The organism is Streptomyces apricus (assembly GCF_008369065.1).
Taxonomy (GTDB): Bacteria; Actinomycetota; Actinomycetes; order Streptomycetales; family Streptomycetaceae; genus Streptomyces; species Streptomyces apricus.
Genome location: NZ_VDFC01000046.1, coordinates 693,921 through 709,708, shown reverse-complemented (window position 1 = coordinate 709,708; position 15,788 = coordinate 693,921). Strand labels below are relative to the sequence as shown.

The 15,788-nt window shown below is 73.0% G+C and carries 15 protein-coding genes; 11 read left to right on the top strand and 4 right to left on the bottom strand.

What is annotated here, in order from left to right; translation table 11 throughout:
* Positions 1-35: 35 nt before the first annotated feature.
* Positions 36-1,277 (bottom strand): glycosyltransferase 87 family protein, encoded by a 1,242-nt coding sequence (locus FGF04_RS23280; protein WP_149513796.1) that lies wholly within the window; start codon positions 1,275-1,277, stop codon positions 36-38.
* A 144-nt stretch (positions 1,278-1,421) separates the two neighbouring features.
* Here FGF04_RS23280 and FGF04_RS23275 point away from each other — a divergent pair, with 144 nt between their 5' ends.
* On the top strand, positions 1,422-2,564 hold the full coding sequence (locus tag FGF04_RS23275) for a glycosyltransferase family 4 protein (RefSeq protein WP_149513795.1): 1,143 nt from the start codon (positions 1,422-1,424) through the stop codon (positions 2,562-2,564).
* Positions 2,565-2,685: 121 nt separating this feature from the next.
* On the opposite strand, the gene FGF04_RS23270 is transcribed toward FGF04_RS23275, so the two are convergent.
* Complete coding sequence (locus FGF04_RS23270; protein ID WP_149513223.1) at positions 2,686-4,482, bottom strand: AMP-dependent synthetase/ligase; 1,797 nt, start codon at positions 4,480-4,482, stop codon at positions 2,686-2,688.
* A gap of 296 nt (positions 4,483-4,778) precedes the next feature.
* Here FGF04_RS23270 and FGF04_RS23265 point away from each other — a divergent pair, with 296 nt between their 5' ends.
* The 6 genes from FGF04_RS23265 (at position 4,779) to FGF04_RS23240 (ending at position 10,068) form a co-directional block, all read left to right on the top strand.
* Positions 4,779-5,591 carry a metallophosphoesterase family protein gene (locus FGF04_RS23265; protein ID WP_188114190.1) on the top strand — a complete coding sequence of 271 codons (813 nt, stop codon included), beginning with the start codon at positions 4,779-4,781 and terminating at the stop codon, positions 5,589-5,591.
* A gap of 157 nt (positions 5,592-5,748) precedes the next feature.
* On the top strand, positions 5,749-6,219 hold the full coding sequence (locus tag FGF04_RS23260; protein ID WP_149513222.1) for an SRPBCC family protein: 471 nt from the start codon (positions 5,749-5,751) through the stop codon (positions 6,217-6,219).
* A 79-nt stretch (positions 6,220-6,298) separates the two neighbouring features.
* Positions 6,299-7,498, top strand: coding sequence for an ArsA family ATPase (locus tag FGF04_RS23255; protein ID WP_149513221.1), 1,200 nt, complete (start codon positions 6,299-6,301; stop codon positions 7,496-7,498).
* A gap of 59 nt (positions 7,499-7,557) precedes the next feature.
* The gene (locus FGF04_RS23250; RefSeq protein WP_149513220.1) at positions 7,558-8,070 is read left to right on the top strand and encodes a DUF5304 domain-containing protein; all 513 of its coding nucleotides are present in this window, start codon (positions 7,558-7,560) and stop codon (positions 8,068-8,070) included.
* Positions 8,071-8,123: 53 nt separating this feature from the next.
* A complete protein-coding gene (locus tag FGF04_RS23245) occupies positions 8,124-9,077 on the top strand; it encodes an ROK family glucokinase (protein WP_149513219.1) in 954 nt (317 codons plus the stop codon).
* Positions 9,078-9,303: 226 nt separating this feature from the next.
* The gene (locus FGF04_RS23240; RefSeq protein ID WP_149513218.1) at positions 9,304-10,068 is read left to right on the top strand and encodes an endonuclease/exonuclease/phosphatase family protein; all 765 of its coding nucleotides are present in this window, start codon (positions 9,304-9,306) and stop codon (positions 10,066-10,068) included.
* 50 nt (positions 10,069-10,118) lie between these two features.
* Here FGF04_RS23240 and FGF04_RS23235 read toward each other — a convergent pair whose 3' ends face one another.
* Both FGF04_RS23235 and FGF04_RS23230 read right to left on the bottom strand, forming a co-directional pair.
* Positions 10,119-10,790, bottom strand: a complete 672-nt coding sequence (locus tag FGF04_RS23235; RefSeq protein WP_149513217.1) for a hypothetical protein — start codon at positions 10,788-10,790, stop codon at positions 10,119-10,121.
* Positions 10,783-11,592 carry an alpha/beta hydrolase gene (locus FGF04_RS23230; protein WP_149513216.1) on the bottom strand — a complete coding sequence of 270 codons (810 nt, stop codon included), beginning with the start codon at positions 11,590-11,592 and terminating at the stop codon, positions 10,783-10,785. Before FGF04_RS23230 ends, FGF04_RS23235 begins: the two co-directional genes overlap by 8 nt.
* 158 nt (positions 11,593-11,750) lie before the next feature.
* On the opposite strand from FGF04_RS23230, the gene FGF04_RS23225 reads away from it, so the two are divergent.
* The 4 genes from FGF04_RS23225 to FGF04_RS23210 all read left to right on the top strand — a co-directional run bounded on the left by FGF04_RS23225 (position 11,751) and on the right by FGF04_RS23210 (position 15,644).
* On the top strand, positions 11,751-12,485 hold the full coding sequence (locus FGF04_RS23225) for a lysophospholipid acyltransferase family protein (protein ID WP_188114189.1): 735 nt from the start codon (positions 11,751-11,753) through the stop codon (positions 12,483-12,485).
* Between the two features lie 38 nt (positions 12,486-12,523).
* A complete protein-coding gene (gene macS, locus FGF04_RS23220) occupies positions 12,524-13,798 on the top strand; it encodes a MacS family sensor histidine kinase (protein WP_188114188.1) in 1,275 nt (424 codons plus the stop codon).
* Positions 13,795-14,472, top strand: coding sequence for a response regulator (locus FGF04_RS23215; RefSeq protein WP_149513214.1), 678 nt, complete (start codon positions 13,795-13,797; stop codon positions 14,470-14,472). Before macS ends, FGF04_RS23215 begins: the two co-directional genes overlap by 4 nt.
* Before the next feature lie 143 nt (positions 14,473-14,615).
* Positions 14,616-15,644 (top strand): 6-phosphofructokinase, encoded by a 1,029-nt coding sequence (locus tag FGF04_RS23210; RefSeq protein ID WP_149513213.1) that lies wholly within the window; start codon positions 14,616-14,618, stop codon positions 15,642-15,644.
* Positions 15,645-15,788 lie beyond the last annotated feature (144 nt).

Here is a 15,788-nt window from a genome sequence, read left to right as displayed (position 1 = left end):
GCTCCGGCTCGGGTTACCCCGGGCGGTCCCCCCGGTCAGGGGGCCAGGGACTCCTCGTTGCCGGCGGGGGCCTCCCGGCCGGCGGGCGCCGGGGCCCGGTCCGCGTACGAGACGGTGTCGCGCCACAGCAGGACGCCCGCGGTGACGGTCGCGGCGACCAGCAGCCCGTTGCGGACCGCGAGCAGGGTGATGCCGAAGCCGGTGCTGCCGACGACGTCCGCGAAGTACAGGGGGAACTCCAGGACGGTGAAGAAGCACGCCACCAGCACCATCCCCGCCGGCAGCCCCATCCGGCTGCCGCGGAACACCAGGCAGACGGCGGCCAGACCGACCAGCCACACCATGTACTGGGGGCTGATGACCCTGCTGGTCGTGGTGAACAGGAGCACCGCCGTGAACGCGGCGTCCGCGGGCGTGTGCTCCGGGAACCGGGTCGCGCACAGCCGCCACAGCAGCAGCCAGCCGAACGCCAGCCCGGTCAGCATCAGCGCCACCGTGCTCACCACGTCGACGTACGGCCCGAGGAACTCCACCGAGCCGTAGTTGAGCAGCACCTCGCCCCGCCAGCCGTGGTGCCGGGCGACGTGGAACACCAGCGAGCCGAGGGACTCGACCTCGGTCCCGCGGTCGCGCTGGAAGGTCAGGAACGCGAACGCGCCCGGCATCAGCGCGGCGAACGCCAGCGCGATGCCCGCACCCGCCGCGGCCGCCGCGGCCCATGCGCGGCGCCCGGCCGTGCCCACGAGCACCAGCAGCGGCCACACCTTCAGCAGCGCGCCGAACGCGGCGAGCACGCCCATCGCCCTCGGGTGCCGCACGCCCGCGAGGACCGCCGCCACGGCGACGGCCGTCACCATCACGTCGTAGCGCGCGTAGACCGTCGGCCCCAGCAGGGGCACGCCCACGACCCACACCCACACCCCGCGCGACGACCTGCCGGGGCGCCGGCCCGCGTACCCGAGCAGCGCGAGGACGGCCAGGTCGGCGAGGAGGGCGAGGACGAAGAACGCCTCGGTGTAGGCCAGGAACGGCAGCAGCGCGGGGGAGAGGATCGCGAGCGCGGCGGCCGGCGGGTACTGCCAGGTCACGTCGTCCAGCGGGAAGGTGCCGGTGCGCAGGACCTCGTACCAGTTCCGGTAGGTCACCGCGACGTCGCTCGTGACGTCCGGTCCGGGGAAGACGAACACCTTGAGGACGAAGAGCAGCAGCACCAGCCTCGTCAGGCCCCAGACGGCCACCGGCGCGTACGGGAACCTCGGCCCCCTGGCTCCCGCCATGCCCACCTGCCCCTCTTCCGTGCGGATCCGCTGTGCGGCCATGATCCTCCGCGCGGCTGTGCGAGAGCGGTGAAGCGCGGCCGGGCGCAGCCGCCGGGTGCGGGTTCGGTACTGTCGACCGCGATGCGCGAGACGATGCGGACGATGCACAAGACCCTGATCGTGACCAACGACTTCCCGCCGAGACCGGGCGGCATCCAGGCGTTCCTGCACAACATGGCGCTGCGCCTGGATCCCGAACGACTCGTCGTGTACGCCTCCACGTGGAAGCGGGGCCGGGAAGGTGCCGAGGCCACAGCCGCCTTCGACGCCGAACAGCCCTTCGTCATCGTACGCGACCGAACAACCATGCTGCTGCCCACTCCGGGGGTCTCCCGGCGGGCCACCGGGCTGCTGCGGGAGCACGGGTGCACCTCGGTGTGGTTCGGTGCGGCGGCGCCGCTCGGGCTGCTCGCGCCCGCGCTGCGCAGCGCGGGCGCGCAGCGGCTCGTGGCGACCACGCACGGGCACGAGGCGGGGTGGGCGCAACTGCCCGCCGCGCGCGGGCTGCTGCGCCGGATCGGGGAGTCGACGGACACGATCACGTACCTCGGGGAGTACACGCGCTCGCGGATCGCCGGCGCGCTGACGCCCGAGGCGGCCGGCCGGATGGTGCAACTGCCGCCGGGCGTCGACGAGAAGACCTTCCACCCCGACTCGGGCGGGGACGCCGTGCGGGCCCGCCTCGGTCTCACCGACCGGCCGGTGGTGGTGTGCGTCTCGCGCCTGGTGCCGCGCAAGGGGCAGGACACGCTCATCCGCGCGATGCCGCGCATCCTGGCGGCCGAGCCGGAAGCCGTGCTGCTGATCGTGGGCGGCGGGCCGTACGAGAAGGACCTGCGGCGGCTCGCGCACGAGACCGGGGTCGCCGGCTCGGTCCGCTTCACCGGGGCGGTGCCCTGGTCCGAACTCCCGGCCCACTACGGCGCGGGCGACGTCTTCGCCATGCCGTGCCGCACGCGGCGCGGGGGGCTGGACGTGGAGGGGCTCGGGATCGTCTACCTGGAGGCGTCCGCGACCGGGCTGCCCGTCGTCGCGGGCGACTCGGGGGGCGCGCCGGACGCCGTCCTCGACGGGGAGACGGGCTGGGTCGTCCGGGGCGGCTCCCCGGCCGACACGGCCGACCGGATCGTCACGCTCCTCGGCGATGCGGGGTTGCGCCGCAGGATGGGGGAGCGGGGGCGGGAGTGGGTGGAGGAGAAGTGGCGCTGGGACCTTCTGGCGGAACGGCTGCGGTTGTTGCTCTAGCGGGTGCGGGTCGGTGGGGGCTGATCGCGCAGTTCCCCGCGCCCCTAGGTATCTAGGGGCGCGGGGAACTGCGCGAGCGGCCACGACGGCGGGGAAGCCGAACGCCGTTCAAAAGGCGGGCCTAGCCCTGATAGATCGCCTCGATCTCGGCGGCGTAGTCCTTCGCCACCACGTTCCGCTTCAGTTTCAGCGACGGCGTCAGATGCCCCGAGTCCTCCGTGAACTGGTGCGACAGCACCCGGAACTTGCGCACCGACTCCGCCTTCGACACCGCCGCGTTGCCGTCGTCCACCGCGCTCTGGACCGCCGCGAGCAGGTCCGGGTCCTCGCAGAGCGACGCCGCGGTCGAGCCGGCCGGCTTCCCGTGCTCCTCGGCCCAGCGGCCCAGGAACTCCTCGTCGATGGTGACGAGCGCCCCCACGAACGGCCGCCCGTCGCCGACCACCATGCACTCCGCGACCAGCGCGTGCGCCCGGATGCGGTCCTCGATCACCGCGGGCGCCACGTTCTTGCCGCCCGCCGTGACGATGATCTCCTTCTTGCGGCCGGTGATCCGCAGGTACCCGTCCTCGTCGAGCGTGCCGATGTCCCCGGTGTGGAACCAGCCGTCGGCCAGCGCCTCCTCGGTCGCGGCCTCGTTGTTCCAGTACCCCTTGAAGAGGTGCTCGCCGTGCAGCAGCACCTCGCCGTCGTCGGCGATGCGCACCACCGAGCCCGGCAGCGGCTGCCCGACCGTGCCGATCTTCTGCCGGTCCCACGGGTTGAAGGCGGTCGCCGCGCAGGACTCGGTCAGCCCGTAGCCCTCCAGGACCGTGAAGCCGATGCCGCGGAAGAAGTGGCCGAGCCGCTCGCCCAGCGGCGCCCCGCCGGAGATCGCGTACTCGCCCTTGCCGCCGAGCACCGCCCGCAGCTTGCCGTAGACGAGCTTGTCGAACGCCTTGTGCTTGATCCGCAGGCCCAGCGACGGGCCCGCCGCCGTGTCCAGCGCGCGGCTGTACGCGATCGCCGTGTCCGCCGCCTTGTCGAAGATCTTGCCCTTGCCGTCCGCCTGCGCCTTGGCCCGGGCCGAGTTGTACACCTTCTCGAAGACGCGCGGCACGCCGAGGATCAGCGTCGGCCGGAAGGAGGCCAGCTCGTCGGTGAGGTTCTTGATGTCCGGGACCGTGCCCAGCTTGATCGGCGCCATCATCGGCGCCACCTGCACGAGCCGCCCGAAGACGTGCGCGAGCGGGAGGAAGAGGAGCACCGAGCACTCGCCGGTGCGGAACAGCGGCCGCAGCCGCTCCACGATGTTGCCGCACTCGGCGAAGAAGCTGCGGTGGGTCAGCACACAGCCCTTGGGGCGGCCGGTGGTGCCGCTCGTGTAGACGATGGTCGCCGGGTCGTCGGCCTTGGCGAGCGAGCTGCGCTCCTCGACCGCCGCGTCCGTGACGTCCTGGCCGGCCCGGCCGAGCTCCTCGACGCCCCCGTCCTCGATCTGCCAGACGTGCTTGAGCTGCGGCAGCCGGTCGCGCACCGACTCCACGGCGGCCGCGTGCGCGTCCAGCTCCACGACGACCGCGGTGGCCCCCGAGTCGCCGAGGATCCACTGCACCTGCTCGGGCGAGCTGGTCTCGTACACCGGTACGGTGACCGCGCCCGCGCTCCAGATGGCGAAGTCCAGCAGCGTCCACTCGTACCGGGTGCGGGACATCAGGCCGACGCGGTCGCCGGGCCGTACGCCCGAGGCGATCAGGCCCTTGGCCGCGGTCTGCACCTCGGCGAGGAACGCGGTGGCCGTGACATCCGTCCAGGCTCCGCCGACCTTGCGGGCGATGACCGCGACGTCGGGGTGCTGCGCGGCGTTTCTGCGGACGATGTCGGTCAGATTGCCGTCCGCAGGGACCTCGTACAAAGCCGGAAGGCTGAACTCGCGCAAGACTGCTGCTCCTCATAGGGCGCCGACGCCACGACTTCGTGTGATGCGACGGAGTGGTCCAAGGCTCGGGCAGGTGCTCCGGGAGTCGGTTGTTGAAACCCTGAGCACGACTGGACTGCCCGGACGTTACCCGCCGGTAGTACCTCTACGACAGGGGGTCCCGGTGAGATGTTCCCCGCGTCACACGGGTGGGCGTTCCTTCGCGCAGGGTAGTCCAAGCGGTTACCGGCTGGGTAGTAACCGCAGGTCCGCCCGCGTCTACACACGTTTGCTCCACAGGCTTACCCTTGATCGCCATGGTGGGTACACAAGGTGGCAGCGGAAGTGACGCGCGGGACACCCCGCGCACCCGGATCCACGTCGTGAGCGACGTGCACGGCAACGTCCGTGACCTGGTCGGGGCGGGTGAGGGCGCGGACGCCCTGATCTGTCTGGGCGACCTCGTGCTCTTCATCGACTACGCCGACCACTCCCGGGGCATCTTCCCGGACCTGTTCGGCACCGAGAACACGGACCACATCGTCGAGCTGCGCACCGCCCGCCACTACGAGGAGGCCCGGGCCTTCGGCGCCCGGCTCTGGGCGGGCGTGGACCGGGGCCCCGCCATCGAGAAGGCGGTGCGCAAGCAGTACGCCGAACTCTTCGCGGCGTTCCCCACCCCGACGTACGCCACCTACGGCAACGTCGACATGCCGTCCCTCTGGCCGGAGTACGCGGGACCGGGCACCACCGTCCTGGACGGCGAGCGCGTGGAGATCGGCGGCCGCGTCTTCGGCTTCGTCGGCGGCGGGCTGCGCACCCCGATGCGCACGCCGTACGAGATCAGCGACGAGGAGTACGCGGCGAAGATCGAGGCCGTCGGCGAGGTCGACGTGCTCTGCACGCACATCCCGCCCGAGGTGCCCGAGCTGGTCTACGACACGGTGGCACGGCGCTTCGAGCGGGGCAGCCGGGCCCTGCTGGAGGCGATCCGGCGCACGAAGCCGCGCTACTCGCTCTTCGGGCACGTCCACCAGCCGCTCGCCCGGCGGATGCGCATCGGCGCCACGGAGTGCGTGAACGTGGGGCACTTCGCCAGCAGGGGGAAGCCGTGGGTCCTGGAGTGGTGAGGCCGGCGGCGGGGCCCGCCGGGGCCCCGGGCGGTCGCGGGGCCGCGGGCGGGCACCCCTGCCCAGCGCGGTAGCCTTCACGCTGCACACACACGGGCCGCAAGCGTTCGCAGTCCGCACGACCCCTGTCCGGACCGCATCTGGAGGAGCCACGGCGATGGCGGAACACACCAGTTCGAGCATCACGATCGAGGCGGCTCCGGCCGAGGTCATGGCGGTCATCGCCGACTTCGCCCGTTACCCGGACTGGACGGGCGAGGTGAAGGAGGCCGAGGTGCTCGCGACGGACGGCGAGGGCCGTGCCGAGCAGGTGCGCCTGGTCATGGACGCCGGCGCCATCAAGGACGACCAGACTCTGGGCTACACCTGGACCGGCGACCACGAGGTCTCCTGGACCCTGGTCAAGTCGCAGATGCTCCGCTCGCTGGACGGCTCGTACACCCTGCGGCCCGCGGGCCTCAACGCCACCGAGGTCACCTACCGCCTCACCGTCGACGTCAAGATCCCGATGCTCGGCATGATCAAGCGCAAGGCGGAGAAGGTCATCATCGACCGCGCGCTGGCCGGGCTGAAGAAGCGCGTGGAGTCGGGCGGCGCCGGCGAGACCGGCGAGAAGACCGGACAGTAGGCGGGCAGCAGGCGGGCAGCAGGCGGGCAGGAGGACGGCGCGCCGCCGCTCTCCGCTCCACCACGTACCGTTCAGCAGCATGCGCACCATCCTGATCACCGGGCCCGGCGGCTCCGGCCGCACCACCGTCGCCGCGGCCACCGCCCTGGAGGCCGCCCGCCGGGGCACCCGCACCCTGGTGCTCTCCGCGGACCGCACCGACACCCTCGGCGCCGTCCTCGGCGCCCCCACCGGTGACACACCGGCCGAGGCCGCCCCCGGCCTCACCGCCTGGCGGCCGGATCCGGCCGAGGGGTTCCGCGCCGACCTCCTCGCGCTCCAGGAACAGGCCGCGGCCGCCCTCGACCTGCTGGGCTCGACCCGGCTGGACGCCGAGGAGCTCACCCCGCTCCCCGGCGCCGAGGAGCTCACCCTGCTGCGCGCCCTGCGCGACGCCGCCGCCGCGGACGCCTTCGACCTGCTCGTCGTCGACCTGCCGCCCCTGCCGCGGGCCCTCGCCCTGCTGGCCCTGCCCGAACAACTGCGCCGCTACCTGCGCCGCCTGCTGCCCGCCGAGCGCCAGGCGGCCCGCGCCCTGCGGCCCGTCCTCGGCCGCCTGGCCGGCGTGCCGATGCCGACGGAGCGGCTGTACGAGACAGCGGGCCGCTGGGAGATCGAACTGGCCGCGGCACAGCTGGCCGTCGAGGACCCGGCGACGACCGTGCGCCTGGTCGCCGAACCCGGCCCCGCCGGCGCCGACGCCGTCCGGACCGCGACCACCGCGCTCGCCCTGCGCGGCCTGCGCACCGACGCCCTGATCGCCAACCGGGTGCTGCCCGACACGTCCCCCGACACCTGGCTGGCCGCCCTCGCCGCCCAGCAGCGCAAGACCCTCGACGAGTGGCGCACGGAGCGGGAGCGGCCGGACGGCGTGCACGAGGTGCCGCACCTCGGCCACGACCCGCGCGGCGCCGAGGACCTGGCCCTGCTCCCGGTGCCGGACGCGGACGCGGGTGCGGGCGTGGGTGACACTCCCGGTCCGCCGCGCTGGCCCGTCGTCGACCGGCTGGCCGAGGACGGTGTCCTCGTCTGGCACATCCCGCTCCCCGGCGCGATACGCGAGGAACTCGACCTCGTACGGCGCGGCGACGAACTCCTCGTCACCGTCGGGCAGTTCCGCCGGATCGTCATGCTGCCGTCCGCGCTGCGCCGCTGCGCGGTGGCCGGGGCCTCCCTGCGCGAGGGCGAACTGCGGGTGCGGTTCACCCCCGACCCCGAGCTGTGGCCACGGACACGGTGAACGGCGTACCCCCGTTCGGGTAACGTCGAGAGACACAGAGCCGATGCTTGGAGTCCGCCATGAGCGATGAGCGCCCCACGTCCGAAACAGGGGAGGACGCGCTCGGCAAGGTGCACGAGGACACGGTGCGTGCCGGTGAGCGCGACGAGGTCCGCACGACCGACGACGACGCCTGGGCGAAGGCGTGCGCCGAGGACCTCGCCGCGGAGCAGGCCCGCCGCCGCAGCCAGTACGGCCGCCCGCCCGGCTCGGCCGCAGAGGAGCTGCGCAAGCTCGTCGACGCCGTTGCCGACAAGCTGTCCGGGCTGCAGTCGCCGCTGCTCGGCGCGGTCGCCGGCGGCGCCGCCCAGCAGGTGGTCAACCAGGTCGTGCAGCAGGCGAAGGCCGCCGTCGAGCCCGTCATCGAGCGCAACCCCGACGTCTTCGACCACCTGGCGAGCGCCGGCTCCGAGCTGCTCGCCGCCTACCGCTCCGCCGTCGAGGCGCAGGAGCGGCGCTGGACCGCCCGGGACACCGCCGCGCGGCCCCGGGAAGAGGGCACCGGTGGCGCGGAACACATCGACCTGGACTGAAGCCGCTCGGGTACGGTTGGCCATAGCGGGGCTCGACCGAAACTGAGGGATTCATGGGACTCACCATCGGCGTCGACATCGGCGGCACGAAGATCGCGGCCGGGGTGGTCGACGAGGAAGGCAACATCCTCTCGACCTTCAAGGTGCCGACCCCCTCGACGCCGCAGGCGATCGTGGACGCGATCGCCGCCGCCGTCGAGGGTGCACGGGCCGGGCACGAGATCGTCGGCGTGGGCATCGGTGCGGCCGGATACGTCAACCGGGAGCGCTCCACCGTCTATTTCGCGCCGAACATCGACTGGCGGCAGGAGCCCCTGAAGACAGAGGTGGAGGCCCGGGTGGGCCTGCCGGTCGTGGTCGAGAACGACGCGAACGCGGCGGCCTGGGGCGAGTACAGGTTCGGTGCGGGCAAGGGGCACCGCAACGTCATCTGCATCACGCTCGGCACGGGCCTGGGCGGCGGCATCATCATCGGTAACAAGCTGCGGCGCGGGCACTTCGGCGTCGCCGCCGAGTTCGGGCACATCCGGATGGTCCCGGACGGGCTGCTGTGCGGGTGCGGTTCGCAGGGCTGCTGGGAGCAGTACGCGTCCGGGCGCGCGCTCGTCAGGTACGCCACGCAGCGCGCCAACGCGACCCCGGAGCGGGCGGAGATCCTGCTCTCGCTGGGCGACGGGACCCCCGACGGCATCGAGGGCAAGCACATCTCGATGGCCGCGCGGCAGGGGGACCCGGTGGCGGTGGACTCCTACCGCGAGCTGGCCCGCTGGGCCGGCGCCGGTCTCGCCGACCTGGCCTCCCTCTTCGACCCCTCCGCGTTCATCGTCGGCGGCGGGCTCTCGGACGAGGGCGAGCTGGTCCTCGACCCGATCCGCAAGTCGTACAAGCGGTGGCTGGTGGGCGGGAACTGGCGGCCCGTCGCGGAGGTGATCGCCGCGCGGCTCGGCAACGACGCGGGGCTGGTGGGCGCGGCGGACCTGGCCCGGGAGCCGGACCCGATCATGTAGTGACCGCGACCATCGTCCGAACGCCCGCCGTGCCCCTCCGGGGGCGGGCGGGCGTTCCGGTGTGCGGGGGCACGGGGCATGTCGTCGTCCGCGGCCCGGTGGGGGCCGATCGCGCAGTTCCCCGCGCCCCTGGGTTTTCAGGGGCGCGGGGGACTGCGCGACAAGCCCCCACCGGCCCGCGGGCAAAACACAGCCGTCCGCCCCCTCACCCACTATCTTGATCCGCATGTCGATCAGTCCGGCAGACAGCCCGCTGCCCGCTTCCCGGACCGAAGAGGACGGCTCCGCCGTCGTCCGCGTGCTCAGCTACAACATCCGCTCCATGCGGGACGACACCTCCGCACTCGCCCGGGTGATCACCGCCTGCGCCCCGGACCTCGTCCTCCTCCAGGAAGCCCCCCGCTTCTTCCGCTGGCGCAAGAAGCTGGCCCGCCTGGCGGCCGGCTCCGGCCAGGTGGTCCTCTCCGGCGGAGCCACCGCCTCCGGCCCCGCCCTCCTGTGCTCCCTGCGCGCCACCGTGGAACGCACCGAGGACGTCCTGCTCCCGCTCACCCCCGGCCTGCACCGGCGCGGCTTCGCGACCGCGGTCGTCCGCTTCGGGGCGGCCCGGATCGGCGTGCTGAGCTGCCACCTCTCCCTGCAGAAGGACGAGCGCGCCCGACAGGGCGACCTGCTCCTCGACCGGCTCGCCGCACTGGACACCCCGTACGCCGTCGCCGGCGGCGACCTCAACGAACGCCCGGGCGGCCGCACCTTCAAGCGTCTGGCGGCCGAGCTGCAGGACGGCTGGGCGGTGGCCCCCTGGGGCGGCGAGCACACCTCGACCCCCGGCGACCCCCACCAGCGCATCGACGCCCTCTTCGCCACGCGGGGCGTGGAGATCCTCGGTTGCGGCGTACCCCTGGGTCACCCCGGGGTGAGCGAGGCGGACCTGAGGGCGGCCACGGACCACCTCCCGGTCCTGGCGGCCCTCAGGGTCCCGGCCGGCTGAGGGGCAGCCGGCTGAAGGACCGGCCTGCCGAGGGGCCGTGGCGCGGGGCGTCAGACCACCGCGCCGCGCCCCGGGTCGTCCCCGTCCTCGTCGTCGGCCCGCATCCGCCCCACCAGCGTGGCGAACCCGCCGAGGAAGCCACCGATGCCGAGCGTGGCGAGCCACCACGTCATGTCCCAGCCCAGCAGCACCGCGAGGAGCAGCAGCACGGGGCCGCCGATCACACCGAGCCAGGCGAACTTGGCCGTCGTGTCCGCGGCGGGCAGCGGGGGCGGCTCGGGCGGCACGAAGTGGCCCTCGTCGTCCTCGTCGAAATCCTCCTCGGCCGGATCCGGCGCCGCGTAGTCACGCGGTCCCGCCACGCCGGGCGCGAACGCGACCGAGCTGCCGAGCGGCTTCTCGGCGCCGGGCTCATCCGTCCCGGCCGCCGTACCCGGGGCGTCGGCGTCCGCGGTGTCCGTACCGCCCTTCGGGCCCTTGGCGCCCCGGGGCCTCGCGGCGCTCCCGGAGTCGGCCGCGCCGGAGTCGTTCGTCTCCGGCTCCAGGAGCGCCAGGTCCTCCACCGACTTGAACGGCTTGGCGCCCGGCGGGTCCGGCGGTTCCTCGCCGTACCCCGCCACGATGGCCTCCCACGCCGCCGTCTCGTCGAACGACGGGCCCTGCCCCCCGCCGGGAGCCGCGTCCTTCTCGTCTGGCTCGCGGTCCGCGTCGTGCTCAGCCACCGGTGGCCGTCCCTTCCTGCTGCCCCGCCTGGCCCGCGCCGGCCTCCTTGCCCGCAGCGGGTGCGAGCCGGGAGACGAAGGCGTAGCTCTCCTCGAAGATCCGGTCCGCGTCGTGGTCCAACGTCGCGACGTGGTAGCTCTGTTCCAGGAGTATCTCCGTCACGTCCACGGACGACACCCGGCTGAGGATGCGGGCCGAGTCGGCGGGCGGCACGACGTGGTCCCGCGGGCTGTGCAGGAGCAGCAGCGGCTGGGTCACCTGCGGCAGTTCGCCGTCGAGCAGCCGGTAGAAATTGCGCATGGAGTGCGCCGCGTGCAGGGGCACCCTGTCGTAGCCGATCTCGACCCCGCCCTCCTTGGCGATGTCGCTGGTGATGCCCTTCACCGTCGGGACGAGGTGGCGGATCACCGGCAGCGCGTACGCGGCGAGGCCGTGCACCTTGTTCGCCGGGTTGACGACCACGACGCCGTCGACCGCCTCCCCGTGCTTCGCGGCGAGCCGCAGGGCGAGCGCACCGCCCATGGAGAGGCCGAGGACGAAGACGTGGGAGCAGCGCTCGCGCAGGGCGCGCAGCTCACGGTCCACCTCCGCGTACCAGTCCTGCCAGCCGGTGAGCTGCATGTCCTCCCAGCGCGTGCCGTGTCCGGGCAGCAGGGGCAGCGAGACGGTGAGGCCGCGCTCGGCCAGGTACCGCGCCCAGGGGCGCAGCGACTGCGGGGAACCGGTGAAGCCGTGGCAGAGGAGGACCCCGACCTCTCCCCCCTCGTGGTGGAACGGCTCTGCTCCGGGAAGGACCGGCACCTTCGGTCTCCTGTTCGTCCAAGGGCGACACGACGATCACCCCGAAGCTTCGAGGCGTACTTCACCGTACGCGACCGCACTGACACCGACCAGGGCCGTCGGGCCCATTCGCGGTGCCCCGGGTTAAGGTCTGACCGACATGTACAGGAGGCACACGGGTGATCTACGGCGCGATGAAGTTCTCCATCGGGGGACCCCTGAAGCTCGCCTTCAGGCCCTGGGTGGAGGGCCTGGAGAACATTCCCGCCGACGGCCCGGCCATCCTGGCGAGCAATCACCTGTCGTTCTCGGACTCGTTCTTCCTGCCCGCGGTGCTCGACCGCAAGGTCACCTTCATCGCCAAGGCCGAGTACTTCACCACGCCGGGCGTCAAGGGCCGGATGACGGCCGCCTTCTTCAAGGGTGTCGGCCAGCTGCCGGTGGACCGCTCCGGAGGGCGCGGCGCGGGCCAGGCGGCCATCCAGAGCGGCCTCGACGTCCTCGGCCGCGGTGAGCTCTTCGGGATCTACCCGGAGGGCACGCGCTCGCCCGACGGACGCCTCTACCGCGGCAAGCCCGGCGGCCTCGCGCGCGTGGCGCTGGCCTCCGGGGCGCCGGTCGTGCCGGTCGCGATGATCGACACGGAGAAGATCCAGCCGCCCGGCAAGGTGGTGCCCAAGCTGATGCGCCCGGGCATCCGCATCGGCAGGCCGCTGGACTTCAGCCGGTACAACGGCATGGAGCACGACCGTTTCGTCCTGCGGGCGGTGACCGACGAGGTCATGTACGAAATCATGAAGCTGTCCGGACAGGAGTACGTCGACATCTACGCGACCGCCGCCAAGCGGCAGATCGCGGAGGCGGCGAAGGCACAGAAGCAGGCCCAGAAAGAAGCCGGGCGGACCGGCTCCTAGAGCGGGGCTCGGCCGTCGGGGGACGGGGTGGGGGGAACATGGCCAGGCGCGAGAGAGTCATGAGGATGTCGGTCGAGCAGCCGCTGTGGCGCGCGCTCACGGGGTACCGCGTCCTGACGCTGTTCTACGCGATCGGCCTCTTCGTGGCCAAGCACGAGGAGTACATCCGTCCGCAGGTGGCCATCGGCTACTTCGTGGTGCTCGCCGCCTGGACCTTCGCCACCCTGCCCAAGGTGGCGAACGCGGCGAGCTGCACCAGGCCCTTCCTCGCGGCCGACCTGACCGTCGCCCTCACCGGCATCCTGCTCACCCCGGTCGCGGACGCCCACGACCGGATCGTGGCGGGCGGCCCGACCCTCCCGTCCATCTGGACCGCGGGCGCCGTGCTGGCCTTCGCCGTCAAGGGCGGCTGGCGCTGGGCGGCCTTCGCGTCGGCACTGGTCGGCGTCGCCAATGTCGTACAGCGCGGCGCCCTCAGCGAGGACACCCTGCACAACGTGGTGCTGGTGTGGGTCGCCTCCATCGCCATCGGGTACGTCGTCGAGGTCGCCCGGGCCTCCGAGCGCACCCTGGCCCGCGCCCTGGAGATCGAGGCGGCGACGCGCGAGCGCGAGCGGCTCGCCCGCGACATCCACGACGGCGTCCTCCAGGTGCTGGCCATGGTCCAGCGGCGCGGTGCCGCGATCGGCGGGGAGGCCGCGGAGCTGGGCCGCCTCGCCGGGGAGCAGGAGGTGGCGCTGCGCACCCTGGTCTCCGGCGGGCTCGTGCCCGTCTCGCGGGTCTCCGAGGACGAGGCCGAGGGCGCCGTCGTGCGCACGGTGGACGAACCGGACCCGCGGGACGACCAGGAACCCCGCGACCTGCGCCCGCTGCTCGCCCCGTACGCCTCCGCGAAGGTGACGTTCGCCGCCCCCGGCACGCCGGTGCCGCTCGCGGCCGGTGCCGCGCGGGAACTGGCCGCCGCGGTCGGCGCCGCCCTGGACAACGTCGACCGGCACGCGGGCGCGGACGCGCGCGCGTGGATCCTCGTCGAGGACGAGCCGGACGCGGTGATCGTGACCGTGCGGGACGACGGGCCCGGCATCCCCGAGGGACGGCTCGCGCAGGCCGAGGGGGAGGGGCGCCTGGGGGTCGCCCTGTCGATCCGCGGGCGGCTGCGCGAGATCGGGGGCACCGCCGAGCTGATCTCGGTGCCGGGCCAGGGCACGGAGGTCGAGCTGAGGGTGCCCWGGGAAGCGGTGGACGACGTGAACGTGGTCAAGAGGGCCCCGAAGGGGGCCGAGGGTGCGCGGGGGAAGGCGGAGCAGGCATGAGCGAGCGACAGGGCCCGATCAGGGTCATGGTGGTCGACGACCACCCCATGTGGCGGGACGCGGTCGCCCGCGACCTGGCCGAGGCCGGGTTCGAGGTGGTCGCGACCGCGGGCGACGGCGAGCAGGCGGTGCGCCGCGCGCAGGCGGTGGGGCCCGACGTCCTCGTGCTGGACCTGAACCTGCCCGCGAAGCCGGGCGTCCAGGTCTGCAAGGAGCTCGTGGGCCTCGACCCCGCCCTGCGGGTCCTGGTCCTGTCCGCGAGCGGTGAGCACGCCGACGTCCTGGAGGCGGTGAAGTCGGGCGCCACCGGCTACCTGCTCAAGTCGGCCTCCACGGAGGAGCTGATCGACGCGGTGCGCCGCACGGCCGTCGGCGACCCCGTCTTCACCCCGGGCCTCGCGGGCCTGGTCCTCGGCGAGTACCGCAGGCTCGCCTCCGACCCGGGGCCCGCCACGGGCGGCGACGAGCCGAGGGCCCCGCAGCTGACCGACCGGGAGACCGAGGTGCTGCGCCTGGTGGCCAAGGGCCTGAGCTACAAGCAGATCGCCGAGCGCCTCGTCATCTCCCACCGCACGGTCCAGAACCACGTCCAGAACACCCTGGGCAAGCTCCAGTTGCACAACCGCGTGGAGCTGGTGCGCTATGCCATAGAACGGGGCCTCGACGACGCGTAAACCGGTCGATACCCACCAACGAGTGACGGCAGGTGATCAACTCCCGCACATTGCAAGGGAATTGACCTTCCGCCCTCTCCTGAAGTGACCTGGATCACTATTAGCGTGAGTTCCGTCAGCCAACCGCGGCGAAGGGACTTTCCATGCGGGTCGGAGTACTGACCGGAGGCGGCGACTGCCCCGGGCTCAACGCCGTCATCCGGGGCATCGTCCGCAAGGGCGTGCAGGAGTACGGCTACGACTTCACCGGATTCCGTGACGGCTGGAGGGGTCCGCTGGAAGGCGACTCCGTCCGGCTCGACATCCCCGCCGTACGCGGCATCCTGCCCCGCGGCGGCACCATCCTCGGCTCCTCGCGCACCAACCCCCTCAAGACCGAGGACGGGGTGCGCCGCATCAAGGCGAACCTCGCCAAGGCCGAGGTGGACGCCCTGATCGCGATCGGCGGCGAGGACACCCTGGGGGTGGCCGGCCGGCTCACCGACGAGTACGGGGTGCCCGTCGTCGGCGTACCGAAGACCATCGACAACGACCTGTCCGCCACCGACTACACCTTCGGCTTCGACACCGCCGTGGGCATCGCGACCGAGGCGATCGACCGGCTGCACACCACGGCCGAGTCGCACATGCGGGTCCTGGTGTGCGAGGTGATGGGCCGGCACGCGGGGTGGATCGCGCTCCACTCGGGCCTCGCCGGCGGTGCCAACGTCATCCTCATCCCCGAGCAGCGCTTCGACGTCGACCAGGTCTGCGCCTGGGTCACCTCCCGCTTCAAGGCCTCGTACGCGCCGATCGTGGTCGTCGCGGAGGGGGCGATGCCCAAGGACGGCGACCTGGTCCTCAAGGACGGGTCGCTGGACTCCTTCGGGCACGTGCGGCTGTCCGGGGTGGGGGAGTGGCTGGCCAAGGAGATCGAGCAGCGCACGGGGAAGGAGGCCCGTACGACGGTCCTCGGGCACGTGCAGCGGGGCGGCACCCCCAGCGCCTTCGACCGGTGGCTGGCCACGCGGTTCGGGCTGCATGCGATCGAGGCCGTGCGGGACGGGGACTTCGGGAAGATGGTGGCGCTGCGGGGTACGGAGGTCGTGCGCGTGCCGATCGCTGAGGCGACGGCCCGCCTGAAGACGGTGGATCCCCGCCTGTACGAGGAGGTAGGCGTCTTCTTCGGCTGACCCGAAGACGCCCTCTCGCCGCTCCTGGGGCTGCGCCCCAGACCCCCCGTCGCGCTGCGCGCTCCCGCGCAGTTCCCCGCGCCCCTAGGTACCCAGGGGCGCGGGGAACTGCGCAACGGGGGTTCGGGGGCGGAGCCCCTGAGC